General features: G+C 32.3%; 22 protein-coding genes and 1 pseudogene. All 23 read left to right on the top strand.

What is annotated here, in order from left to right:
• Window position 1: 1 nt before the first annotated feature.
• The 23 genes and pseudogenes from DN394_RS26925 (at window position 2) to DN394_RS26815 (ending at window position 25,207) form a co-directional block, all read left to right on the top strand.
• A complete protein-coding gene (locus DN394_RS26925) occupies window positions 2-895 on the top strand; it encodes a glycosyltransferase family 2 protein (protein WP_046957680.1) in 894 nt (297 codons plus the stop codon).
• 33 nt (window positions 896-928) lie between these two features.
• Window positions 929-1,993 carry an EpsG family protein gene (locus tag DN394_RS26920; protein ID WP_046957681.1) on the top strand — a complete coding sequence of 355 codons (1,065 nt, stop codon included), beginning with the start codon at window positions 929-931 and terminating at the stop codon, window positions 1,991-1,993.
• Window positions 1,994-2,035: 42 nt separating this feature from the next.
• On the top strand, window positions 2,036-3,184 hold the full coding sequence (locus DN394_RS26915; protein ID WP_000476157.1) for a glycosyltransferase family 1 protein: 1,149 nt from the start codon (window positions 2,036-2,038) through the stop codon (window positions 3,182-3,184).
• A gap of 62 nt (window positions 3,185-3,246) precedes the next feature.
• A complete protein-coding gene (locus DN394_RS26910) occupies window positions 3,247-4,449 on the top strand; it encodes a glycosyltransferase (protein ID WP_046957682.1) in 1,203 nt (400 codons plus the stop codon).
• Window positions 4,450-4,516: 67 nt separating this feature from the next.
• Window positions 4,517-5,698, top strand: a complete 1,182-nt coding sequence (locus DN394_RS26905) for a glycosyltransferase (RefSeq protein WP_061672875.1) — start codon at window positions 4,517-4,519, stop codon at window positions 5,696-5,698.
• A 33-nt stretch (window positions 5,699-5,731) separates the two neighbouring features.
• Window positions 5,732-6,931: a glycosyltransferase gene (locus tag DN394_RS26900; protein ID WP_000727032.1), complete on the top strand. Its 1,200-nt coding sequence runs from the start codon at window positions 5,732-5,734 to the stop codon at window positions 6,929-6,931.
• 140 nt (window positions 6,932-7,071) lie between these two features.
• Window positions 7,072-8,250, top strand: coding sequence for a glycosyltransferase (locus DN394_RS26895; RefSeq protein WP_097918161.1), 1,179 nt, complete (start codon window positions 7,072-7,074; stop codon window positions 8,248-8,250).
• Window positions 8,251-8,272: 22 nt separating this feature from the next.
• Complete coding sequence (locus tag DN394_RS26890) at window positions 8,273-9,241, top strand: glycosyltransferase family 2 protein (protein WP_097918160.1); 969 nt, start codon at window positions 8,273-8,275, stop codon at window positions 9,239-9,241.
• 73 nt (window positions 9,242-9,314) lie between these two features.
• Window positions 9,315-10,853 carry a lipopolysaccharide biosynthesis protein gene (locus tag DN394_RS26885; RefSeq protein WP_097918159.1) on the top strand — a complete coding sequence of 513 codons (1,539 nt, stop codon included), beginning with the start codon at window positions 9,315-9,317 and terminating at the stop codon, window positions 10,851-10,853.
• A 264-nt stretch (window positions 10,854-11,117) separates the two neighbouring features.
• Window positions 11,118-13,448 carry a right-handed parallel beta-helix repeat-containing protein gene (locus tag DN394_RS26880; protein ID WP_098128203.1) on the top strand — a complete coding sequence of 777 codons (2,331 nt, stop codon included), beginning with the start codon at window positions 11,118-11,120 and terminating at the stop codon, window positions 13,446-13,448.
• Between the two features lie 245 nt (window positions 13,449-13,693).
• Entirely contained in the window at window positions 13,694-14,308 is a 615-nt protein-coding gene (locus DN394_RS26875; RefSeq protein ID WP_097918157.1) for a sugar transferase, read from the top strand.
• On the top strand, window positions 14,305-14,937 hold the full coding sequence (locus DN394_RS26870) for an acetyltransferase (RefSeq protein ID WP_000697621.1): 633 nt from the start codon (window positions 14,305-14,307) through the stop codon (window positions 14,935-14,937). Before DN394_RS26875 ends, DN394_RS26870 begins: the two co-directional genes overlap by 4 nt.
• Before the next feature lie 16 nt (window positions 14,938-14,953).
• Window positions 14,954-16,111, top strand: a complete 1,158-nt coding sequence (locus DN394_RS26865; RefSeq protein WP_046958084.1) for an aminotransferase class I/II-fold pyridoxal phosphate-dependent enzyme — start codon at window positions 14,954-14,956, stop codon at window positions 16,109-16,111.
• A gap of 290 nt (window positions 16,112-16,401) precedes the next feature.
• A pseudogene (locus DN394_RS26860) lies at window positions 16,402-18,330 on the top strand (asparagine synthase-related protein); the annotation flags it as partial.
• A gap of 25 nt (window positions 18,331-18,355) precedes the next feature.
• Window positions 18,356-18,481, top strand: a complete 126-nt coding sequence (locus tag DN394_RS26855) for a paeninodin family lasso peptide (protein ID WP_016086744.1) — start codon at window positions 18,356-18,358, stop codon at window positions 18,479-18,481.
• A 79-nt stretch (window positions 18,482-18,560) separates the two neighbouring features.
• Entirely contained in the window at window positions 18,561-19,532 is a 972-nt protein-coding gene (locus DN394_RS26850) for an aldolase (protein WP_046957689.1), read from the top strand.
• Window positions 19,495-19,803, top strand: coding sequence for a lasso peptide biosynthesis PqqD family chaperone (locus tag DN394_RS26845; protein WP_046957690.1), 309 nt, complete (start codon window positions 19,495-19,497; stop codon window positions 19,801-19,803). Before DN394_RS26850 ends, DN394_RS26845 begins: the two co-directional genes overlap by 38 nt.
• A gap of 36 nt (window positions 19,804-19,839) precedes the next feature.
• Complete coding sequence (locus DN394_RS26840; RefSeq protein ID WP_046957691.1) at window positions 19,840-20,313, top strand: lasso peptide biosynthesis B2 protein; 474 nt, start codon at window positions 19,840-19,842, stop codon at window positions 20,311-20,313.
• A 1-nt stretch (window position 20,314) separates the two neighbouring features.
• On the top strand, window positions 20,315-21,502 hold the full coding sequence (locus DN394_RS26835) for a nucleotidyltransferase domain-containing protein (RefSeq protein ID WP_046957692.1): 1,188 nt from the start codon (window positions 20,315-20,317) through the stop codon (window positions 21,500-21,502).
• Window positions 21,503-21,513: 11 nt separating this feature from the next.
• Window positions 21,514-23,313, top strand: a complete 1,800-nt coding sequence (locus DN394_RS26830) for an ABC transporter ATP-binding protein (protein WP_149294418.1) — start codon at window positions 21,514-21,516, stop codon at window positions 23,311-23,313.
• Between the two features lie 228 nt (window positions 23,314-23,541).
• Window positions 23,542-23,865, top strand: coding sequence for a PadR family transcriptional regulator (locus tag DN394_RS26825; RefSeq protein WP_046957694.1), 324 nt, complete (start codon window positions 23,542-23,544; stop codon window positions 23,863-23,865).
• On the top strand, window positions 23,858-24,400 hold the full coding sequence (locus DN394_RS26820; RefSeq protein ID WP_149294417.1) for a DUF1700 domain-containing protein: 543 nt from the start codon (window positions 23,858-23,860) through the stop codon (window positions 24,398-24,400). The genes DN394_RS26825 and DN394_RS26820 overlap by 8 nt, the downstream gene beginning before the upstream one ends.
• Complete coding sequence (locus DN394_RS26815; RefSeq protein WP_097994459.1) at window positions 24,401-25,207, top strand: DUF4097 family beta strand repeat-containing protein; 807 nt, start codon at window positions 24,401-24,403, stop codon at window positions 25,205-25,207. It begins immediately after the preceding gene.
• Window positions 25,208-25,294: the final 87 nt, after the last annotated feature.

Raw genomic sequence — 25,294 nt, 5'->3', positions numbered from 1 at the left:
ATTGAAAAGGCTAACGATTTTTACCCCTACATATAATCGAGCATATTGTCTTCAGGGGTGTTATGAAAGTTTGAAGCAGCAAACGTGTAAAGATTTTATATGGTTAATTATAGATGATGGGTCTGATGATTATACAAAGGAGTTAGTGCAATCTTGGATTTCTGAAGATTGCATAAGCATACGGTATTACTGGCAAGTAAATCAAGGGATGCATGGTGCTCATAATGCAGCTTACGAGATGATTGATACAGAACTTAATGTATGTATTGATTCAGATGACTCAATGCCTAGTGACGCCGTAGAGAAAATCATTTCATTTTGGGATGAAAATGGAAGTGACCAAGTAAGTGGAATTATTGCTCTTGATTTATATAAAGATGGGACAGTAATTGGTTCAAAGCTACCATTAAATCTTAACCGTTCTACACTTTTTAATCTTTACAATAAACATGGTGTAACTGGAGATAAGAAATTAGTATATCGAACAGAACTCACTAGGAAGTATCCTTATCCGGTTTTTAAAAATGAAAAGTATGTAGGTTTGGCATATAAATACTATATGTTGGATCAGAAATATGAGATGTTACTCATGAACGAAGCACTTTGTTATGTTGAATATATGCTTGATGGTTCTTCGATGAATATGCTAAGTCAGTATTGTAAAAATCCAAAAGGTTTTGCTTTTTATCGTAAGGAACTGATGAAGCTACCATTTGCAAATAGATTGTTTAAATATAGACAAGCTGTACATTATGTATCAAGTAGCATTATTGCGAAGAATAAAAAATTTATAAAAGAGTCACCATGCAAAGTGCTTACCCTTTGTGCAGTGCCATTTGGGATTATTCTATATAGTTACATTACATTGAAAACAAGAATGAAAGTAAATATATAGAAATTTAATTAGGATTGATAAGAGGGAAGAATAATGACTATACTTTGGATGAATTTCTTTATAGTGTTCGTACTAGCGTTTTTTGCACGGTATTTTGCGATGCCAGTAACTTCAGAAATTGTGATGTTAAAACCGAATCGACTCTTGATTTTAATGGCGACGACCTCTCTTGTACTAGTATCTGGTTTTAGAAATAATATTGGTGATACGTATTTTTATATGCATGCTTTTACAGTTACTGATTTTAATTGGGATTATATTCAAAGTAGTAAGGACGTTGGATTTAGTATTTTACAAATGATTTTAAAAGTATATACGAATGATCCGCAAGTTTTGATTTTGATAACAGCTCTATTAACAAATATATTAATAGTAGCAGTTCTATATAAATATTCAAGAATGATTGAATTAAGTTTATATGTGTATATCGCATCCGGCATGTATTTAGTGTCAATGAATGGAGTAAGACAGTATTTAACTGCAGCGATTATTTTTACTGCTACAAAATATATTTTAGATGGGAATTGGAAGAGATATTTTTTGATTGTCCTATTTGCTTCTACTTTTCATCAAAGCGCCCTTGTATTAATTCCTATTTATTTTGTAGTCCGAAGAAAAGCATGGTCGACAATATCATTTATACTACTCTTTGTTGCGGTACTTATAGTAATAGGGTTTAATCAGTTTGCAGAAATTTTCTTTGCAACTATAGGGGATACACAATATGGTCACTATAAGGATTTTCAAGAAGGAGGAGCTAATATTCTTCGGGTTGCTGTGGATGCAATACCGCTCATTCTAGCTTATATGGGGAGACATAAATTAAGAGAGATTTTTCCGGAAAGTGATTATATCGTAAATATGGCATTGTTAGGTCTAGTTTTTATGATTATTTCAACTCAAAATTGGATTTTTGCAAGATTCTCCATATATTTTGGGCTATATCACTTGATATTGATATCGTGGGTTATAAAGTTATTTATAGAAAAGGATCAAAAGTTAATTTACTATGCAGTAATATTATGTTATTTTGTTTACTTTGTATATGAACATATTATTACTTTAGGAATAGTTTATAAGAGTAGTTTTTGGGGATAAAATATATATTTGAAAATCGTTCTTAGATGGGAGTAATTTTCAATGTTTAAACAAGAACGACCAAAAAGAGTGTTACATATCGTTAGTGCGATGGACCGAGGTGGCGCTGAGACCTTATTAATGAATGTATATAGGAATATAGATAGAGAAATGGTGCAATTTGATTTTGTTTCCCATAAAAGTGAAGAAAGTGATTATGATAAGGAAATCATTGCGTTAGGTGGGAAAATACACCGAATATCTAGCTTAGGACAGCTAGGCCCTCTTTCATACATTAAAGAGCTTGTTAAGGTAATGTCTGATAATCAATATGTGGCGGCTCATGCACATACTGATTATCAGGGGGGGATTGTGGCTATTGCTGCTAAAATAGCTGGTATAAAAATAAGGATTTGTCATTCACATAGTAATAATTGGCCGATGGGATCGGGGGTAAAAGGGAAAGTTTTATTGAGTTTTTTACGAACAGTTATTACTTATGCAGGAACAAATTATTGTGCGTGCAGTGTAGAATCTGCACGTTTTTTATTTCAAAAAAACATTGATAATTCAAAGGTAAAGATAATGAAAAACGCAATAGATATTAATCAATTTATTAATGTAAATATGCAGGATGATAATAAAATAAGGAATGAATTCAATATACCAGTTGAACAGAAAGTGATTGGTCATATTGGGCGTTTTTCTGAATCTAAAAATCATATATTTATATTGAAAGTTTTCAATGAGGTATTAAAATATGATCCTAATTTTATGCTTGTTTTAGTAGGAGATGGTCCGTTACAGAAGTCTATTGAGCTAGAATCCAAAAGACTAGGTATCTATGAAAAAGTTAGATTTTTAGGAGTAAGAAAAGATATTCCAAGAATTATAAGGATGTTTGATGTTTTTCTTTTTCCGTCACTTTTTGAGGGATTTGGAATTGTTGCATTAGAAGCACAGTGTGCAGGTATTCCGTGTGTAGTGGCAAATACAATAACTAAAAATGTTGATATGGGATTAGGGATAGTATCATTTGTTAGCTTGGATGAAAATCTTAAAATATGGTCTGCAGAAATTCAAAAGGTTTTGGAAAAAGAAAAATTAAATACAGAAATAATAACTGATACAATCTCGAAGCTAGGTTTTGATATAAAGAGTAATATTCAAGAGTGGCTATTATTATATGGATTAGAGTATAGGGAATCATAGTTAAATGTAATTATTTTCATAAGAAGAAAACTAGTAAAATAAATCGGCTGAGGGAGTAAGAAATGAAAAAGAAAAAAATTCTCATTACATCATTTGATATGGCAATTGGTGGGGTAGAAAGAAGTTTAATTGGTTTGTTGAATACAATCGATTATAGCAAATATGATGTAGATTTAATGTTATTTAAACATGAGGGAGAGTTTCTTTTTTTATTACCTAAACTGCCTAATTTGTTAAGGGAAGTAAAACAATATACTACTTTTAGAAAATCAATTAAGCAAATATTGCAAGAAGGGCAAATTAAAATTGGAGTGGCAAGGACTTTTGGGAAAATTTTAGGAGATGTGCATGGGAGATATGTGAAAAGTGCAGAGGTTGGATATTTCGTTATTCAATATGGGTGGAGAATAACTTTACCCTTTATACCGAAACTGGAAGAGGAGTATGATGTAGCAATTAGTTTTTTATGGCCCCATTATTTTGTTGGGGATAAAGTTCGAGCGAAACGAAAGATTGGTTGGATTCATACAGATTATTCAAATATAAATCTGAATGCAAACATGGAGTATAAAATGTGGAGAAAAATGGATAACATCGTAGCAGTTTCAGAAGGATGTCGAGATTCATTTCTTAGTATTTTACCAAATGTAAATAAAAATGTTGAAATTATAGAAAATATATTATCTCCTGAGTTCGTACGTGAGCAAGCAGACAAGGGAGATGTTATGAAAGAATTACAGATGAAACCAGGAAAAATAAAGCTTGTTACTGTAGGACGGTTATCATATGCAAAAGGAATAGACATTGCTATGCATGCCTTAAGAAAGTTGTTAGATGAGGGATATGATATTGAATGGTATGTAGTTGGGTATGGAGTACAAGAAGTTGAACTTAGAAAGTTATTAGCTGAACTTAATCTGGAAAAACAATTTTTTTTATTGGGTAAAAAGACAAATCCCTATCCATATATAAAAGCATGTGATATATATGTGCAGCCATCAAGATATGAGGGGAAAGCTGTAACAGTTCGGGAAGCACAAATAATCGGAAAGCCAGTACTTATTACTAATTTTTCAACTGCTAAAAGTCAGGTACAGGATGGAATTGATGGATTAATAACTGAGATGGGGATAAACGGGTTAGTTAATGGGATTAAGAGGCTTATTGAAGATAAAGAATTAAGGGAAGCGCTGGTAGAAAATACTCTTAAAGGTGAGTATGGAAATCGTAATGAAATTAATAAATTATATGCATTATTTTCATAAAGGGAAATTTAGTAAATGATTTTTAATATTTTGAGCTCAATAAAAACACTTTAGGGTAGTGATAGTTATGAAGAAAAAAATTTTATTCGTTATAGATTCGCTACAAAGTGGAGGAGCTGAAAAAAGTTTGGTTTCTTTACTTTCTTTATTTGATTATACGAAATATGAAGTCGATTTGTTAATGTTTTCTGCTAGTGGATTGTATTTACCATTACTACCAAAACAGGTAAACGTTTTAGAAGTACCGAAAATTATTAAAAGACAGGCTGAGAAATTTAATTATTTAATTAAACATAAATACTTTAAAGAGTTATTTCTTAGAGTTGGGGCTTCTATATCTCTTAGAAATCCATACATAAATAAAAAATTACATGCAGCTCAAGTAGTTTGGAGATGGGTGTCTAGAGGGATGGATAGTTTAAAGATGGAATATGATGTTGCCATAGCTTATAGTCAAGGAATGCCAACATATTTTGTGGCAAATAAGGTTTACGCATGCAAAAAAATTGCCTGGGTGAATACTGATTATAGGTTAGCTGCATATAATAAAGATTTTGATTTGAAATATTATGAGGAATTTAATGAAATAGTAGCTGTGTCCGATGTTTGTAAGGAAGTATTGATTCAAGAAATTCCTAAAATAAAGTCGAAAATTCAGGTTGTCTATGATATTATATCGCCGACGTTAATTAAATCGATGGCAAATGAGAGTAAAGGATTTAGTGATCAGTTTGAGGGATTACGAATATTAACGATTGGTAGGTTAGTGTATGAAAAAGGATATGAACTGGCCATAGAAGCTTGTTATAAGTTAAAGCAAAAAGGGTATAGATTTAAGTGGTATGTAATTGGAGAAGGAAATCTTCAAAGTGAACTCGAGGATAGGATAAGTAAATATAATTTACACGATACTTTTATATTATTAGGTACATACAAGAATCCCTATCCCTTTATAAAACAAAGTGATATATATGTACAACCCTCTAGGTATGAAGGATATGGCTTGGCAATAGCAGAGGCTAGAATATTTCAAAAGCCTATAGTAGTAACCGATTTTATAACAGTTCATAATCAAATCAAACATAGACAGAATGGTGTAATAGTGAAGATGGATTCGGAAGCAATATATGAAGGGGTGAAAGAAATTATAGAAAACGGTTTGCTAAAAAAACGGTTGTGTGAAAATTTAAAGAAAGAGCAAGTTGGAACTGAAGAGGAAATTGAGAAGATATATGCTTCTTTCAATTAAAGGATTTTATAAAGAGAAAGAATAGGGGGAACTATGAAAAAGAAAATACTCTTTATGGTTATAAATATGAATATAGGTGGTACAGAGAAGGCCCTATTAAATATGGTAGCAGAAATCCCAAAAGACAAATATGAAGTGACAATTTTAATGTTAGAGAAAAAAGGAGATTTTTTAAATTTTATTCCAAAGGAGGTTCGTATTGAATATGTAAAGGATTATGAAGAAATGCAATATATATTAAATAGACCATCACGATTAGTTATAGCGGATCTTATAAAACAACGAAAAATTACAAAAGCGTTGCAACTGGCAGTGTTGTACGTAATCTCTAAGATTATGAAAGAACGGAGCGTTATTTTAAAATATTGTTTACAAAATTATGAAGATGTTTATAGAAATTATGATATCGCTATAGCTTATGCTGGACCCATGGATTTTATTAGTTACTTTGTGGCAAATAAAATCGAGGCTAGACGAAAGGTTCAATGGGTCCATTTCGATATTGAAAAAATATATTTTAATAAGTATTTTGTTAACAAAGTATATAAAAAGTTTCAACATGTTTTTGTAGTTTCAGATTTAGGAAAGATGAAACTTACTCAAACTGTCCCAGAATTGATAAATAAGACAGAAACTTTTTTTAATATTATTTCACCTGAAATGATATGTAAGATGGCGAATGAAGGAATTGGGTTTGTAGATGATTTTGAGGGAGTAAGAATCCTTACTGTTGGTAGATTGAGTATAGAGAAGGGACAGGATTTAACAATATCTGTGTTAGCTAAGCTGAAAGAAGCTGGCTACAATGTTAAATGGTATTGTATAGGAGATGGAAAGGAAAGAGGAATGTATGAAAAGCTTGTGAAAAATTACGATGTTCAAGGTGATTATATATTTTTAGGAGCAGTTTCGAATCCCTATCCATTTATGAAACAATGTGATATATATGTACAACCGTCTCGACATGAGGGATACTGTATAACACTTGCAGAAGCCAGATGTTTTAATAATCCAATTATTAGTACAAATTTTACAGGGGCAAGTGAACAGATAATCGATAACCACAATGGATTAATCGTTCAATTTGACGAGCAGCAAATGTATGATTCTATTGTACAAATATTAAGTGATAAATCGCTGGAAGGACGGTTGAGAAAAAATATAGAAAAGGAAGTGGTAGATACGAGAGAAGAGTTAAAAAAGTTATATAAAATAGCAAATTCTAATGTGTAACTTGTTTTAGAAGGTATTATTATCGTATTACAGAAATATGGACGGTTCATTATTATAAATTATGTTTTTTGTGAAAACATCTTTGAGAGGGTGTTTTTTTATTTTGTTATAAAACTTTTAGGTGGTAGAAGGAGACAGGTATGAAGAGAGTGCTATTTATGGTAAGTAGTATGAATATAGGTGGTGTAGAAAAATCACTTCTTTCTTTGTTATCTGTGATACCAAAAGAAAAGTATGATGTCACAGTATTGATGTTGGAGAAGCGAGGGGGATTTTTAAAACAATTACCAAGTTGGGTAAAGATAGAAGAAGTTACTTGGTTTGAAAATATAAAACCTAAAATTATGCAACCACCAAAGAAAACGATTAATGAGTATTTCGAAAATACAAGATATATTAAGGGTTTAAACTTTTTACTCACTTATGTGGTATCAAAAAAATTAAAGGATAGATATATTTTCTATAAAGAGATTTTTAAAGACATTCCACACAATAAGAATAAATATGATATTGCAATAGCATATCAAGGACCTACTGACATAATTGATTATTATATAGTTAATAGAGTAGCTTCAGAAAAGAAAATTTCTTGGATACATTTCGATGTTTTTCAACATCAAATTAATACAAAATTATATGAGAAATTATATGATCAGTTGGATAATATATATGTAGTTTCTAAAGAAGCACAAAAACATTTAATAGAGAAATTTCCTAAAGTAGAAAGTAAGACAAGTGTCTTTTTAAATATTGTACTTCCAGATTTAATAAATGAAATGGCGAAAGAAAAAGTAGAGTTTGATAATGGATATAAAGGTATAAAGATAGTAACAGTAGGTAGACTTTCAAAAGAAAAAGGTCAAGACCTTGCAATTAAAGTTTTATCAATGCTACGTAAGGAGGGATACGAAGTACGATGGTACTGTATCGGAGAAGGGGAGGATAGAGAGTATTATGAGACATTAATATGTAAGTATAATTTGAAACAGGATTTTCTATTATTAGGATCAGCAATAAATCCGTATCCATATGTAAATCAATCAGATATATATGTTCAAACCTCTAGGCATGAAGGGTATTGCCTCACGTTAGCTGAGGCGAAATGTTTAAAAAAACCTATTGTAACGACTAATTTTACAGGAGCATATGAGCAAATAAAAGATGGATATAATGGTTTTGTTGCTGAATGTAATGAGGAAAGCCTATATTACAAGATTAAATATCTTTTGGATCAACAAAGAGTGCGTGAAGAGATAACGACTAATTTGTTAGAAGAGGAATTTAACAACTTAGAAAAGGTAAATCGTTTTCTAAGTTAATTGTAAATGAAAGGGTGCAATTATGAATCCTAAAATTAGTATTATTGTTCCCATTTATAAGGTTGAGCAATATATTCATAAATGTATTGATTCTATATTAAAGCAAACGTTCAAAGAGTTTGAGTTGATACTTGTTGATGATGGATCTCCTGATAGTTGTGGTGAGATTTGTGAAGGGTATGCGACTCAGGATAGCCGAATTAAAGTAATCCATAAGGAGAATAGTGGGTTATCTTCTGCAAGAAATGCTGGATTGGAAATAGCGCAGGGAGATTATATAGGATTTGTTGATAGTGATGATTGGATAGAAGTGGATATGTATGAATTGTTATATGGTATGTGTGTAGAACAGGATTGTGATATAGCTATTTGTAGCAGTGAAATTCATTACAATGATAAAACTGTAATTTCAAGCAATCATCCTTTTGTTATTCATGATAGATATAGCGCGATGAAAGCGATGCTAGAAGGGAATTTGTATGATGAAGTTGTTTGGACTAAACTTTTCAAAAGACAGTTATTAGAGGATATTAAATTTCCAGTAGGTATGTCATATGAAGATACAGCATTTACGTATAAAGTTATTCATAAGTGTAACAAAGTATGTTTCATAGGAGAACCTAAATATCATTATATAAAGCGTGATAATAGTATGATGGACCAGGCTGTAAAAGAGATTAAAATTGATTCAGTCTTAATTTATGATGAAATGTGTAAATTTATGGAGCGATATTATAAGGAGTTATATAACTTAGTTATATTAAAACTAGGAAATTGTTCGATGGTAGTATTAAATTTAATATCATTGAGTGGAAGACTTAATGAGCATAAGAGTAAATATTATAAGGTTATTGGTATATTGAATCGTTATTTTTATAAAACAATGCGTTTAAAAGAGTATGGAAAAAGTGTAAAGTTTTTATTATTGGCAACAAAGCTACATCCATTATTGTATAAATTTTTAATTAATAATTTTGCAAAAAGGGGATGAAGATCATCCAGAATAATATAATTTGAATATTCACCTCTCGATGGTTTAGTTTAACTTATGAAGGGGATAAATCATGCGAACGATGCATTCAATTAAGAATATATCAATAAGTATATTTTCTCAAATAGTTATTGTTATTCTAGGCTTTATATCTAGGAAAGTTTTTTTGGATAGTTTAGGAATAGAGTATTTAGGGATAGATGGCTTGTTAATTAATGTTTTATCTATGTTAGTGCTAATTGAGGCTGGTATAGGAGCGAGTATAGTATACAATTTGTATAAACCATTGGCAGAAAATAATCAGTATAAAATTATAGCACTTGTTCAATTATATAAAAAAATTTATCAGATTTTAGCAATCATTATTCTAGTAATAAGTGCTATGATATATCCCTTTTTAAGTTATTTAATGAAAGAGGGGGCATCTATATCGAATGTTGCGATAATCTATTCGATATTCGTGGTAAAGAATGTAGTTACCTATTTAAATGCTCATAAGAGGTCTTTAATACAAGCAGATCAAAGAGGATACATATTGGCTAGGATGGATCTCTTATTTCAAGTGCTAACTACAATATTCAAAATTTTTATATTAATGTACACAAAAGATTATATATTGTATTTAATTATAGAGTTGAGTATATATGTAATTCAAAATGTCGTAAACGGTAGGATTGTTAATAAGAACTATCCTTATATAAAGACAAAAAAGAAATATTCTATAGATAATGATACGAAAGAAAAATTAATTATAAATGTAAAGGCGATGTTTTTGCATAATATTGGAGGATATATTGTATTTGGAACGGATAATATACTGATTTCATCTTTTGTAGGCCTTGCTATGGTTGGGATATATTCGAACTATACAATGATAATAAATCAATTAGCAGCTGTAGTAAATCCTATATTAAATGGAATTGAAGCAAGTGTAGGAAATCTAATTGCAACTGAGAATAATGACAAAAATTATGCAATATTTAAAGTGACTTATTTAGTGAATTTTTGGATCTTTTCTTTTTGTACCATATTTTTATTTAATCTGTTAGAGCCATTTATAGGGTGGTGGCTTGATAAGAAGTATTTATTAAATAACATAGTTTTTGTAGTGATACTCATTAACTTTTATTTAACAGGGATGCGAACCGCGATAGCTATTTTTAAAAATAAAGCGGGATTATTTGTACAAGATAAGTATATTCCATTAGTTGAAGCGATAATCAATTTAAGTTTATCTATTCTATTAGCTAACATGTTTGGGTTGGTAGGTATATTCATAGGAACGGCGATTAGTACAATTGCTACTGTACTTTGGATTCAGCCTTATATTGTATATAGAAATCTTTTTAAGAAATCAGTTTGGAAGTATTTTACAACATATGTATTTTATGTGTTTTTAACTGTCGTAACAGGTTTCATTACTACAAGTATATGTAATTATTTTATAGAAGGTAGTACCTTTATTTCGTTAGTCGAAAAAGGTTTGATTTGCTTATTAGTACCAAATGTAATATACGTTTTAATTTTTTATAAAAGCACAGAATTTCAATATATAAGGAATATCTTTAGTATGATGTTTTTACAAATTAAAAAGAAACGAAACGTTATTTAGATATAAAAAGTATGGACATTATATTGGTTTGAATTATTAAGGAAGTATATTGTTGTTGAAGCCTGTTAGTATGAAATGAAACTTGATTTTAATTAGAAAACGTGAATCATTAGCCCTAACATAGTATTTATATAATGCATAGTATTCTATTAAAGGGATACGTATGTAAGCATAATATAAAATATTTGTCCCCATGCACCGATATAAGTTTGAATTTTCTGTGAAAATTCAATTTCTATCTTAGTTGGAGGTTATATATAAATCATGGCAAAATTTCAAGTGACATGTGTTTTGAAAGGGAATCTGCCTGTGTTAAGCGAGGGAGAATTTTGTTTTTGTATAGATACTTGTGAGTTATTTATTGGGACGAAAAAAGGGAATGTAAAAGTATCAACGGAGAATAAATTTGAGAGGTTAGTAAGTAAACTTAAAAGCAATACATTTGGAAGTTCTAAGTCTAGAAAATCACTGATTGGAGAAACAGAATCTGCTAATGTGGTTTCGGGCACGTATTTTCTTGAGTTAGAGAGATGGAATGTTAAAAATGATGGAACGGACGCGGAGAATACTTCTAAAGGGATTAATAATGCATTATCATGGGCATCTCAACAAGGATTTATAGAAGTTGTTTTACCCATGGGGACATATTTAATTGATGAAAATACACCAATTGAGCCACAAAGCTTTATGACTTTAAATTTAGGTGGATCAACTTTAAAAATAAGAAGTAATGGATTATTTAAATATGCAATCGTACGATATCAAAGAAATCAAAAATTTTCTCGGATTACGAATGGAAGGGTTGAAGGGGATAAAGATACACACGATTATACAACGATTCCTCATACTCATGAATGGGGATATGGGATTGAAGTAGGAAATACGACTCCTGCTGAGGGGAGTAATATGAATTATATTTCAATAGATAATATGGAAATTTTAAATTGTACTGGCGATGGGATAGCAATGGAAAGTACATGGGGACAAATTGGAGAATATGATTTTGCTGGTACATTTGAAGTGGGGGGGATTAGTGATGTCGATGGTTCCCTAATAGTAGATGATAATAAAATTAGATCGAATTTAAAAATAGACTTACATCATAGTAGCATTATAAAATGGGGATATTTTGGTTTGTATGGAGATGGCTATGGGGGAACTGGTTCAGAAATATACACAGAATTATATGATGTGTTATTTTATAGGGCTGATAATACTTTTGTAACGGCTGTGAAGAGAGTAAAGTTTTTTGAAGAAGTGAGTGTTCCAAAAGAAGCAGATTATGCGAAAATAGTTCTTAACCAAGGTGAAATACCTAAGGAAAACGGTTGTAAAATAACTGTTAGAATTCCGGAATTTTCCCGAAATGTATTTATTGAGAAATGTAAAATACATGATTGTAGAAGGCTTGGGGTAAGTGTATCTGGAGCGAAACAAATCTATATTAGAGATTGTGAAATTTACAAAATGAAAGGTACAGCACCTCAGGGAGCAATAGATATTGAAGATGGATATCGATTAAATCAATATATAAACATTGAGCGTAATAACATATATGATAATCAGGGATATAACGTTGTTGTAGTCGGTGGTAGATATATTAATATCATTCAAAATAAATTAGCTAATAATTCATTAGTAGTAGGCGAAAATGTAGAGAAAGTGATTATAAACAATAATCACTTAAGGGAAGTAAGTTGTGTTTTAAGCGGAGAAGTAACTTTTACGAATAATCAAATGTATGCTACTCGAGTCACGATAGATCAAGGAGATAAGGAAGCGCTTATTGGTAACTGTATTTTCCATAATAGCGCATTGTTAATGGGAAGAGATAAAGCATATTGTATTCAAGTGAATCAATGTGAATTTTTTAGTGATCGAGATTTATTTCATTCTTTTTCACAGTTGGGTTCAATAATTGGTTTTTCAGCAGAACCGCAAACTATATCAAATTGTGTTATTAAAGGGGGGGCTGTAGAGGGTACAAGTTTGACAGGCGTATCACCTGGTATGAAAAATGGATGGAGATTAAATAATATTTCTTTTATAGATACGAAACACCCGCAAGGAATCATTACGAATTTACCGCCAGGAGTATATACGGGATGTAAATTTGAGAACAGCGGTACAATATCATTTGTTACAAAAACTCCTCAAGCAGAATATGAATTTAATGGATGTTCATTTAGTTGGGATGCCTATAATCTTTTTACTGTTGAGTCTTCTCAAAGGATATCGATGCTAAAAGTGAAAAATAGTAATTTTAGAGGGGGAAGATGGGGCTCAGCATTTTTTTTATGGGACATTGGGGGAAGAATAGAATTTAGTAATAATGCATTTGAATACCTTAATTCGGAATCGACAGACAGTATAATTAATTTTTGGAATGAAACATTTACGAGTGAGTTTATGTTAATAGAAAATAATATATTTAGGTCAAATAAAAACATGATAGGCTTGAATGCAAATCAGATTTCATCCTCAATCACTTTGATTTTTAAAGATAATATTGTGGACACAGTAGTTATAAAGTTAAGGGATGAACATATAAAAAAGGATAATTATATTAATGGCGTCTTTGATCCGTACATGTAAAGTTATAGAAACTAATGGAGTAACAGGTCCTTTGTAAATAAGTAGTGATACCGTATGGAAATATTCACATAGGCTAGCTATGTTTAAACTATTTGATGAGATAAAATTAATGAAAGATGACGTAATTAAACAAAACAAGGGGTAACTAACTGTAGTTGCCCCTTGTTTTGTTTAATTGCATATAAATTTCTAAATGGTCCTTCGTGTTAGGAGTATTAAACGTAAATAAGTAAGGAGGATAGTACATGAAAAGAATTTTTGATGTATGTATTTCTTTATTGTTATTATTTGTATGTTTGCTTCCTATTCTTGTTGTAGCAATTTTAGTTAGGATGAAATTAGGATCACCTGTACTGTTTAAACAACAGCGTCCAGGACTGCATGGAAAACCGTTTAATGTTTATAAGTTTAGAACTATGCTAGATAAGAAGGATAGCGATGGTGAATTACTTCCAGATAAAAATAGACTGACTACTTTTGGAGAAATTCTTAGAAAATATAGTTTAGATGAGTTACCCCAACTTATAAATGTTGTAAGGGGTGATTTAAGTTTAGTAGGTCCACGACCATTATTGATGGAATACTTACCCCTATATTCTAGTAAACAGGCTAAAAGGCATAATGTAAAACCGGGAATTACGGGATGGGCACAAATAAATGGTAGGAATTTGATTGCCTGGGAAGAAAAATTTGAATTGGATGTATGGTATGTGGAGAATCGCTCTTTTTTATTAGACTTGAAAATAATTGTACTTACAATATTAAAAGTATTTAAAACAGAGGGAATAAACCATGTAGGGCATGTGACAATGGAGCGATTTACTGGAGGGAAAATAGAAATAAAGGGGGAGGGAAAATGAAAATTTTAATAATAGGATGTGGTGGGCATAGCAAGGTTGTGAGGGATATAATTTTATCAAATAAAGGATATGAAATAGTCGGTTATTTAGATGATTTGTATACAGGTATAAATATTGTAGATAATCTTTATTTTGGAGCAATTGCAGATGCAAGGGAAATTATCAATAATTTTAATGATGTAAAGCTCGTTATTGCTATAGGAAATAATAAAATTAGAAGGGAAATTGCAGAAATATTAAATCAACAAAGTAGCATATATGCTACTTTAATTCATAAAACAGCCATTATAAGTTCAAATGCTTATATAGGAAACGGAACGGTAATTATGCCAAATGTGGTTGTTAATGCGGATACTTTCATCGGTAACCATACTATAATAAATACGGGCTCAATAATAGAACATGATAATATAATTGATGATTTTGTTCATATTTCACCACATGCTACGCTTACAGGTTCTGTCACTATAGCAGAGGGGGCACATATAGGAGCATCAGCTACTATAATTCCAGGTGTTCAAATTGGTAAGTGGTCAATTGTTGGAGCTGGTTCTGTTGTCATAAATGATTTTCCATCTAATTGTACTGCTGCTGGTATTCCAGCCAAAGTTATTAATGTAGTAAATTGAGAGGAGATGAAGAATGATGATAAAAAATAAGGAGAAAATCTATCTTTCCTCTCCACACATGAGTGGAAATGAACAAAAATATATTAAAGATGCCTTTGACTCAAATTGGATTGCACCTCTTGGTCCAAATGTAGATGAATTTGAAAGAGAGCTTGCTTCTTTTGTAGGAGTTAAAGGTGGGGCTGCGGTTAGTTCGGGTACTGCTGCCATTCATTTAGCTTTGCGATTATTAGACGTTCAAAAGGGAGATACAGTATTTTGTTCAAGTTTCACTTTTGTAGCGAGTGCGAATCCGATTGTTTATTTGGGAGCTGAACCGGTATTTATTGACTCAGAACCGGAAACATGGAATATGTCACCACAAGCTCTAGCATTTGCGTTGCATGATGCTAATAAAGCAGGGAAATTACCGAAGGCTGTCATTCTTGTTCATTTATATGGTCAGAGTGCTAAGGTAGATGAAATTCTTTCGCTTTGTAATCAATATGATGTTCCTATAATCGAGGATGCAGCAGAATCTTTAGGTTCTACATATAAAGGAAAAGCTAGTGGTACATTCGGGAGGTTTGGGATTTATTCATTTAATGGAAATAAAATTATTACAACTTCGGGCGGTGGAATGCTTGTTTCTGATGATGTGGAAGAATTAGAAAGAGCGAGATTTTTAGCGACACAAGCAAAAGATCCAGCACCACATTATGAGCATAGTGAAGTAGGATATAATTATCGAATGAGTAATATACTAGCTGGTATTGGAAGAGGACAATTAGAAGTGTTAGAAGACAGGGTGAAAGCTAGAAGATCTATATATAAACGGTATTACGAAGCGCTATCTTTCATACCAGGATTTTATTTTATGCCTGAATTAGAAAATACTCGTTCAAATCGTTGGCTCACTACATTGACAATTGATGAAAAGGAATCCGGGATCTCTATTGGAAAAGTGTTGAGAATTTTAGCAGAAGAGAATATTGAGGCACGTCCTACGTGGAAGCCACTTCATATACAGTCGCTCTTTAAAAGGAAGAAGTACTATCCGCACAGCAAAAATGAAGATGTGTCGCAGCACCTATTTCAAAGTGGTGTTTGTTTGCCTTCAGGATCTAATATGTTAGTTGAAGATCAACAAAGGGTCATTCAAGGCGTTTTAAAGGCTCTAGAAGGAAAGAAATAAAAAGTAAGTAAAAGTGGAATTTGATTTGTAAATGTACGAATAAAAGTTCTTTATAATGAATTTTTTTGTGAGAAATATTTGCGAATACTCAGTTTAAATTGACATAAAAAGGATATGGTGCTAGGTTTTAAATATCAAAATCTTAATCTACAAGCGAATTAAAGTAAAAAATTGAGACGGTAATAAAATAAGTGGTTTTGTTCTTTAAAAAGAATGATAAAGAGGCATGTTTAACGAATTTAATATATAAATAGTATTTGTATTAACTTTTCATATATTAGGAGGGAAAAATGAGCGCTATAACTGGCATTATTCACTTTAATAACGAACTTGTATCAATTGAACATGGCACACGATTAATGGGTGACTTACAAAAGTACCCTGCTGATGATATTCAAATATGGCGTAAAGAAAACGCTTTTCTGGGATGTCACGCACAATGGATTACACCAGAGTCAGTTGGTGAACAATTACCCTTCTATAATTATGAAAAACAACTGGTAATTACAGCAGATGCTATTATTGATAACCGTGATGAGTTGTTTGAAAAATTACAAGTAGATTATGCGGATAGAAAAAATATGACAGATAGTGAGTTGATTTTGCTCTCTTATGAGAAATGGGGAGAAGCAGCACCGAAATATTTGGTGGGCGATTTTGCCTTTATGATTTGGGATGAGAAAAAACAAATTCTGTTCGGAGCTAGAGATTTTTCTGGGAGCCGAACACTTTATTTTTATCGTAGTGAGAATAAATTTGCTTTTTGTACTATCATAAAGCCGTTATTTACTCTACCATATGTTGAAAAAACATTGAATGAGCAGTGGATTGCTGAATTTTTAGCTATACCTGTAAATTTCGAGTCAGTAGATCCACAGCTAACAGTCTATAAATATATAGAACAGGTCCCTCCATCACACACTGTTTTGGTAAAGGATGGAAAAGTCGAATTTTCGCGATACTATATACCAACTGCTGGGAAAATGCTTAATTTAAAATCAAATGAAGAGTATGAAGAGGCGTTTCGAGAGGTGTATCAAAGTGCAGTGAAGGCACGTTTACGAACACATCACGAAGTAGGAGCTCATTTGAGTGGAGGGCTAGACTCAGGGTCTGTTGTTAGCTTTGCTGCAAAAGATTTACGCGCTGAAAATAAAAAATTACATACGTTTAGTTATGTTCCAGTAGAAGGTTTTGAAGATTGGACACATAAAGGTAGGATAGCTGATGAAAGACCTTTTATTCAATCAACTGTAGGGCATGTAGGGAATATACAGGATTATTATTTAGCATTGCCGGAGAGAAGCCCACTATCGGAAATTGATGATTGGCTGGAAACAATGGAGATGCCATATAAATTTTTTGAGAATACTTTTTGGTTGAGTGGAGTTTATGAAAAAGCATCTCAACATGAAATAGGAGTACTCCTTAGCGGCCAAAGAGGTAATTGGACAGTATCGTGGGGGCCAATGTTAGATTACCAAGCAATGCTGTTAAAAAAGTTACATTGGATTCGTTTTTATCGTGAACTACATTTATATAGTAGAAATCTAGGAGTGAAAAAAGCACGTGTTTTTGAAGTGGTAAGAAGAAAGGCTTTTCCGTATTTGTTTCAGTTACTTTCTTCAGAGGAACAAGATGTTTTTCCTATAATAATCAATCCGGAATTTGCAAAAAAAATGAATGTTTTTGATAGGCTCAAAGAACAGGATGTTGATATAACAGGTACCTCTAGCGCAACTGCATATGACATGAAAAGAGAACAATTTGAAAAACCATATTATTGGAGCATAAATGGAACGTATGAAACGAAATTATCGCTACGTTATGCTTTATGGGATCGTGATCCTACAAATGACTTACGGATTATTCAATTTTGTTTGTCAGTCCCAGAAGAACAGTATGTTCAAAATGGTTTAGATCGATCTCTTATTCGCAGAGCCACAAAAAATTTCCTTCCGGATAAAGTACGATTAAATCAACGCGTTCGAGGTGTTCAAGGTGCAGATGGTGTTTACCGTATGACTCCATTTTGGAACGAATTCATTGAGGAAGTTCAAGAACTTAGTGTAGATCCAATAATCTCTGAATTTCTAAATGTAGAGGTAATTAAGAAAGCTATCTCAAAAATATGTAAAGAACCTCGACCAGAATATGCATTTGATTTAGATTTTAGAATTTTAATGCGTAGCTTAATCTTCTATCGATTTATAAAAAAATTTAATATGAAAGGAGGTGATACGTATGAAAAAGGAATGGAAACAACCTGTATTAGAAGTACTTAATATTAATATGACTATGGCTGGGCCAGGACATAAAATTCCTGACGCAGTTCAACCTGATCCAGATGATCCAGTGAAGTATAGTTGAGTCATTGGAAAAATAAAGCTCTTATATAGTTTTATTATATAAGAGCTTTCAAAAAAATTGACAATGTGGGGTGAATAGGATGATCGATTCGAGGGGAAATGTGTTATACAAAGCCTTCGGGTTAAAGATAGTAAGTGAAATTCCATTACCTGAATTGTCTCAGCTGAATGAAAAGAAAGAGATGGCAGATATTCAAATAGAAATGACTGATTTATCTGAACGATGGAGTGGATATAACGAAGAACAGCAAAGAACAATTGTAGTGGAAGATGATGTAGTTATGTTTCATGTTCCTCAAACTGCAATATTTTCTGTCCAAGCGGGTGAGAAAATTACTTTTTCACCTATGCCAGAGGCGAAAGAAGATAAAATTCGATTATACATTCTGGGAACTTGTATGGGGGCACTTTTAATGCAGCGAAAATTACTTCCATTGCATGGAAGTGTAATTGCCATAGATGGGAAAGCGTATGCGTTAATTGGTGATTCAGGAGCTGGAAAATCAACGTTAGCCTCGGCTTTTTTGAATGCAGGATATCAGCTTTTAAGTGATGATGTAGTTGCTGTATCTCTTTTGGATAAAAATACTACAGTAGTTCATCCTTCTTACGCACAACAAAAATTATGGCAAGAGAGCATAAATGAGTTAGGAATGGAAGTAGCGCAATTTAGCCCTTTGTTTGAAAGAGAAACGAAGTATGCTGTTCCTGTGAATTCTCAATTTTTCCCCGATCCATTACCTCTTGCTGGTGTTATTGAATTAGTAAAAACACAGGGAGAAGATATTGAAATGATCCGTATAGAAGGTCTCACACGCTTGTACAAGTTATACCAACATACTTTTAGGAATTCTTTGATTTCTAAATTAGGATTGATGGAATGGCATTTTGAAACTTCATCTAATATTGCAAGTGGAATGGAAATGTTTCAATTAAGACGCCCGGATTCGAAATTTACAGCTCATGAGCTTGTGCAAGTTATTTTAAATACTATACAGAAAGGGAGTATGGTTGATGGTTGTTCATTCGAGAAACATATCATTAGAACATAATGTTGTACAGAGTGAAGGTAATATAGTAAGTGATATGGATGGAGAAAAAGTTATGTTAAATGTCCAAAAAGGAAATTATTATAACTTAGGTGAAATAGGCGGAGAAATATGGGAGCGTATTGAAAAGCCGATAAAAATTAATCAGCTTGTTACTATGTTAGTATCTAACTATGATATTGAACGAAAAGATTGTGAAGAGCAAGTTCTTTCCTTTTTAGAGTGTTTATTTCAAGAAGGCTTAATTCAAATAGAAGATCAATCTAATAGATAAATTCGTAATTTCAAGAGAACTGTTAGGAAGGGATTAATGAATATTGTGAAAAGGTTAAGGGCATTTTTATCGCTGAACATGGAAACAAAGCTTTTATTTTTAGAGGCTTTTATTTTTTTAGGGTGGGCGCGTGTACTAAAAAGTATTACCTTTTCCAAAGTTGCACCTTCTTTAGGGGATTACATGAACGAAACATCAGTTGCCCAAATTCAGCCACACGGGGATACACTAAAGAAGGTATCTGAAGCTATTTCTATTATGAGTCGTTATACTTTTTGGGAAAGTCAGTGTCTTGTTAAAGCTATAGCTGGGATGAAAATGCTCGAAAAACGTCACATTGAGAGTACTCTTTATTTAGGAACTGCTAAGGATAGTCATGGGGAATTAATTGCGCATGCATGGTTACGGAGCGGTTCTTTTTATGTTACTGGATCAGAAGGAATGGAGAAATTTACTGTCGTTGGATCATTTGCAAAGAGGCTAAGTGAGGACATTATTAAAGGAGAATAAAATGGAGAAAGATTTTGGTCTGGATGTAGAGTTCATGTCTAAGGAATTGAAACTTCTTTTTGCAATTTTGAAGTTACAAGATGATGAAACAGTACAAACTTACAGTAATGAATGGTTTTCGGATATTGATTGGGAGGTGTTTCTTGAGCAAGCTGTGCATCATCGCATTTATCCGGTGATATATCAAAAACTTAAACAGGTGGATGAGGAACTAATTCCTTCACATATTGTACAAACCTTGAATAGAAAATATAAAAAAAATACATTTCACATGCTTTATTTAAGCGCTGAAATGGAACGAATAAATAAACTATGTAATGAAAATGAAATTCGTATGATTTTTCTAAAAGGACCTGTACTATCTCAGGACTTATATGGGGATATTTCTTTACGAACATCCTGTGATTTGGACGTTCTAATTCCGATGCGAAATTTAGAAAAAGTAGAAATGCTACTTTTAGAGCAGGGGTATGTAAAAGATGATTATATTCAAACGATATTAAATGATTGGAAATGGAGGCATCATCATATAACATTTTTTCATCCAACAAAGCAGATTAAGCTTGAGATTCATTGGAGGTTAAATCCCGGACCTGGTAAGGAACCTGGGTTTGAAGAACTTTGGAAGCGAAAGAGAAAAAGTACACTTACAAGTAATTCGGTATATATGTTAGGAAAGGAAGACTTATTTTTATTTCTTGTATCTCATGGTGCTAGACATGGTTGGTCCAGGTTACGTTGGTTAGTAGACATAAAAAAAATTGTCGGTCAAGATCTTAACTGGAATGAGATTCATAAATTAATGAGAAAATATCAAGTGCTTCATTTAGGAGGACAAGCATTAATTTTGGCATCACAATTGCTAGGTGTACGGCTAGATGAAAGGATGACGGAATTAGTAGCTAAAAAACAGTCGAAGCAGTTAGCGCAAGAAGCACTGTTTTATTTCAAGAAAATGATAAATTTACATTCAGAACCTGTTCCTGAAGAAGTACGTTCCTATCATAGTAGACATTTATTTTCACTGATGTCTAATCAGCAAAAAATTATATTTATTTTGAGCCAACTTTATCCTTATCCAATTGATGAAAAAACCTTACCGTTACCTAAATTTCTTCATTTTTTATATTTTCCTTTACGTCCGTTTTTATGCCTTTGGAGGAAAACAAAGAAGCTTGCTTTGTTATAGGGGGAACATCGATGAATCATATTATATATTTTATGAAGAAATTATATTCTTCAGCGGGAAAAATACTGTATGTGAATTTATTTGGTATGGTTTTAATAAGTTTACTTGAAGGGATAGGTATTGTTTTATTAATTCCTATGATAAGTATGACTGGAATAATTAATATAGACGAGGAGACTACTTTTATTGCACCTGTCTCTAGATTTTTGCAGGATTTCCCCAAAACAACAAGTCTAGCTTCTATTTTAGGTATATATATACTAATAGTGTTAGGTCAAAATTTACTACAAAGAAATATAACGCTAAGGGATGCGAGAACGCAACAAGCTTTTGTACGAGAGTTAAGAATAGAAACATATAGTATGATTTTAAAAGCAAAGTGGAGTTTTTTTTTAGAGAAAAGGAAAACAAACCTAATAAATATATTAACTACAGAATTAGCTCGTGTAAGTTATGGGGTTAATTTAATTTTACAATTGTTAGCTGCTATTCTGTTTACATTTATACAGGTGGGGATTGCGTTTTTACTATCTCCTCAAATAACTATATTTGTTTTGGTCTTTGGCTTATTATTCTTGGTAGCTTCTCGTGTTTTTATAAAAAAAGCACGAATACTAGGCGGTAAGACCTCAGAATTGGCAAAAAACTATCTTTCTGGTATAACAGATCATTTTAATGGAATTAAAGATATAAAGAGTAATACTTTGGAATCATCACGTATAGATTGGTTACAATCTATAACAGAAAAGATGAGCAATGAGCAAATGGAGTATATGAGAATAAGATCGAGCTCTCAATTGTTTTATAAAGTTTCAATGGCTATATTAATTGCATGTTTTTTATTATTATCAGTAAGTATGTTTCAAGCGCAATCCACCCAATTACTATTAATCATCCTCATTTTTTCTAGACTATGGCCGAGATTCATGACAATTCAATCAAATTTAGAACAACTAGCTGCAAGTATTCCGGCTTTTAAGTCATTATGGGAGCTGCAAGAGGAATGTAAGGAAGCGGTTGAAATGCAGGATATACATCAGCAAAAGTATATAAAGCCGATTTGTATTGAGCAAGGTATTGAGTGTAAGGATGTTCACTTTCGTTATAATAAGCAAGAATCTTTATACGCACTTCAAAATATTAATGTGCAAATTCCAATAAATAGTATGACGGCCATTGTGGGGCATTCTGGTGCAGGAAAAAGTACATTAATTGATGTATTAATGGGATTAATCCAGCCAGAAAAAGGTCAAGTGTTAATAGATGGTACGCCACTTACAACAGATAATTTATTGTCATTAAGACGGGCTATTAGTTATGTACCACAAGATCCTTTCTTATTTAATGCGAGCATAAGGAATAATTTATTGATGATTGAACCGAATGCAAGTGAGGAAGAAATTTGGGATGCATTAAATTTTGCGGCCGCCGCTGAATTTGTACAAATGCTTCCTAATGGGCTTGATACACTGATTGGAGATCGTGGGGTGAGACTTTCAGGTGGTGAACGTCAACGACTTGTATTAGCTCGGGCTATTTTAAGAAAGCCATCGATTTTAGTATTAGATGAAGCTACGAGTGCGTTAGATACTGAAAATGAAGTGAAGATCCAATCAGCAATAGAAAGATTGAAAGGAACAATGACTATTGTTGTGATTGCGCATCGTTTATCTACGATACGTAATGCAGATCAAGTTATCGTCTTAGGAAAAGGTGAAATTGTCCAAAAAGGTGAATTTAATCAATTGGCTAAAGAGAGAAAAGGTGTATTCCGAAGTTTATTAGGGGCACAAATGGAAGTTGGTTCTTAGAAGGGAAAGAGTGAATGAATTTTTGTATTCATACAGTTCGAATCGAATAAAAGCCTGAGTGATGGCCAGTTATAACAGGACATTATTCAGGCTTTTATTTGTACGTTTTCTACATTTTGGGAGTAAATATAAATGAGTACCTTGCAATGAATAATACTAAGTGGTATATTATGGATATAACAGGTACCGTGTATTGAACAGTACTGAAATGAGAAAGGGGGATTGACCTTGAACGTTCAGTTTAAAAAAGGTGTGTTAGAACTGTGTGTTTTAGCACTTGTGAAACGTAAAGATTGTTACGGTTATGAACTTGTACAGCAAATCTCAAATAAATTTTTAATATCGGAAGGGTCAGTGTATCCTTTATTACGTCGTTTAACGAAAGAAGGATATTTTCAAACGTATTTAAAAGAATCTACAGAGGGACCGCCTCGTAAATATTATCAACTAACTGAGCAAGGGGAAACGCAACTAAAGTTGTTAGTAACGGAGTGGCGTGATTTTGCAAAAGGCGTACAAGAAATTATTGAAGGGGTGGAGTGGGATGAGTAAAGAACAGTTTCTTAAAGAATTATCAAGTCATCTTAGAAAGTTACCGGAAGAAGAGAGGAAAGATATTTTATTTGATTATGAAGAGCATTTTCAGTTTGGAATAGAAGAAGGAAAAACTGAATCGGAAATAATAAAGGGTCTTGGCTCTCCGAAAGTAATTGCGAAAGACTTACTTGCTTTGTATCGCTTTGATGAAATGAAAAAGGACCCATCTACTACTAATATAACAAGGGCTGTTATGGCAGCGATTGGACTTAGTTTGTTTAATTTTATTATTGTGTTAGGCCCGTTAGTTGCAATTATTGCTTTTATATTTTCCTTCTGGATCGGTGGAATTGCTAGTGTAGTGACACCATTTTTCGTTATTGGAAAAGTATTTATGGGTACTTTTATATGGTTGGATTTATTCGTTAGTATAACGTTTGTTGGGGTAGGTTTGTTGTTATGTATTATCGCTTATTATAGTACGAAGTGGTTTAAAAAGTTATGCGTACGTTATGTAATATGGAACTTCAAAATGATAAAAGGAGAGTAGATGATGAAGAAAATATTGTTAGTAGCTATCGCTTGTATCATTATTGGAGTAATAGGGATTTCACAAACATATGAAAAAGCAGTGCAAACTGCAGAAGAAGGAAATAAAGAAGACGTAATTAAAAACGAAACACTAAAAAATATAGAAGTTAAGTTAGATGCTGGGGATATTGTTGTCCAAAAATCTCCCGACTCTTCTTTTTATGTAAAGCAATCAGGAGATGTACGTAAACACGAGGTTCGTATTGCCGAAGATGGTGACACATTAAAAATTATTGGGGAAAGAGAAAAAGGTGCTTCATTTGATTTTTCTTTTTACGATTTTAGATTTCAAACGTCTACAATAACTCTCCTCGTGCCTGAACGTTCATACCAAGAGATAAAAATAAATTCATCAGCTGGACAAATAGAAATAAGTGATGTGAAAAGTGATTGTTTAAGTGTTGGGACACTCGCTGGAGAAGTAGATTTGAAAAATGTCACAGCAAGAAGTGTGGAAGGATCTTCAAAAGCTGGTGAGGTGAGCTTTAAGAAGGTAATAGGAAAAGTAACTGCGAAGTCGGCTAGCGGGGAAGTGCATATTATGGATCATGATCCTAAATATGATGTAGAGGCAAGTTCAACTGCTGGGGATGTAGATATTACTTTATTAGAAAAACCACAAGATGCAGTTATAACTGGGCAAAGTGCTGCTGGTGAAGTAATGATTTTTAATGAAGAAAATAAAAATATAACAATTGGCAATGGTAGTAAAAAGATTAGTGGTAAAACAGCTGCTGGCGATGTGACGATTGAAACTCGTTCATAAGAAATAAAATGCATGAAAATCTATCAAAATACAAAAAAAGAAGATAATTACCGTATATAAATAAGGTAATTATCTTCTTTTTTTATT

The sequence above is a fragment of the Bacillus sp. BB081 genome (assembly GCF_008368895.1).
GTDB lineage: Bacteria > Bacillota > Bacilli > Bacillales > Bacillaceae_G > Bacillus_A > Bacillus_A wiedmannii.
Note: the sequence above shows the minus strand (reverse complement) of the source record. Positions and strands in the feature narration are given on the sequence as shown.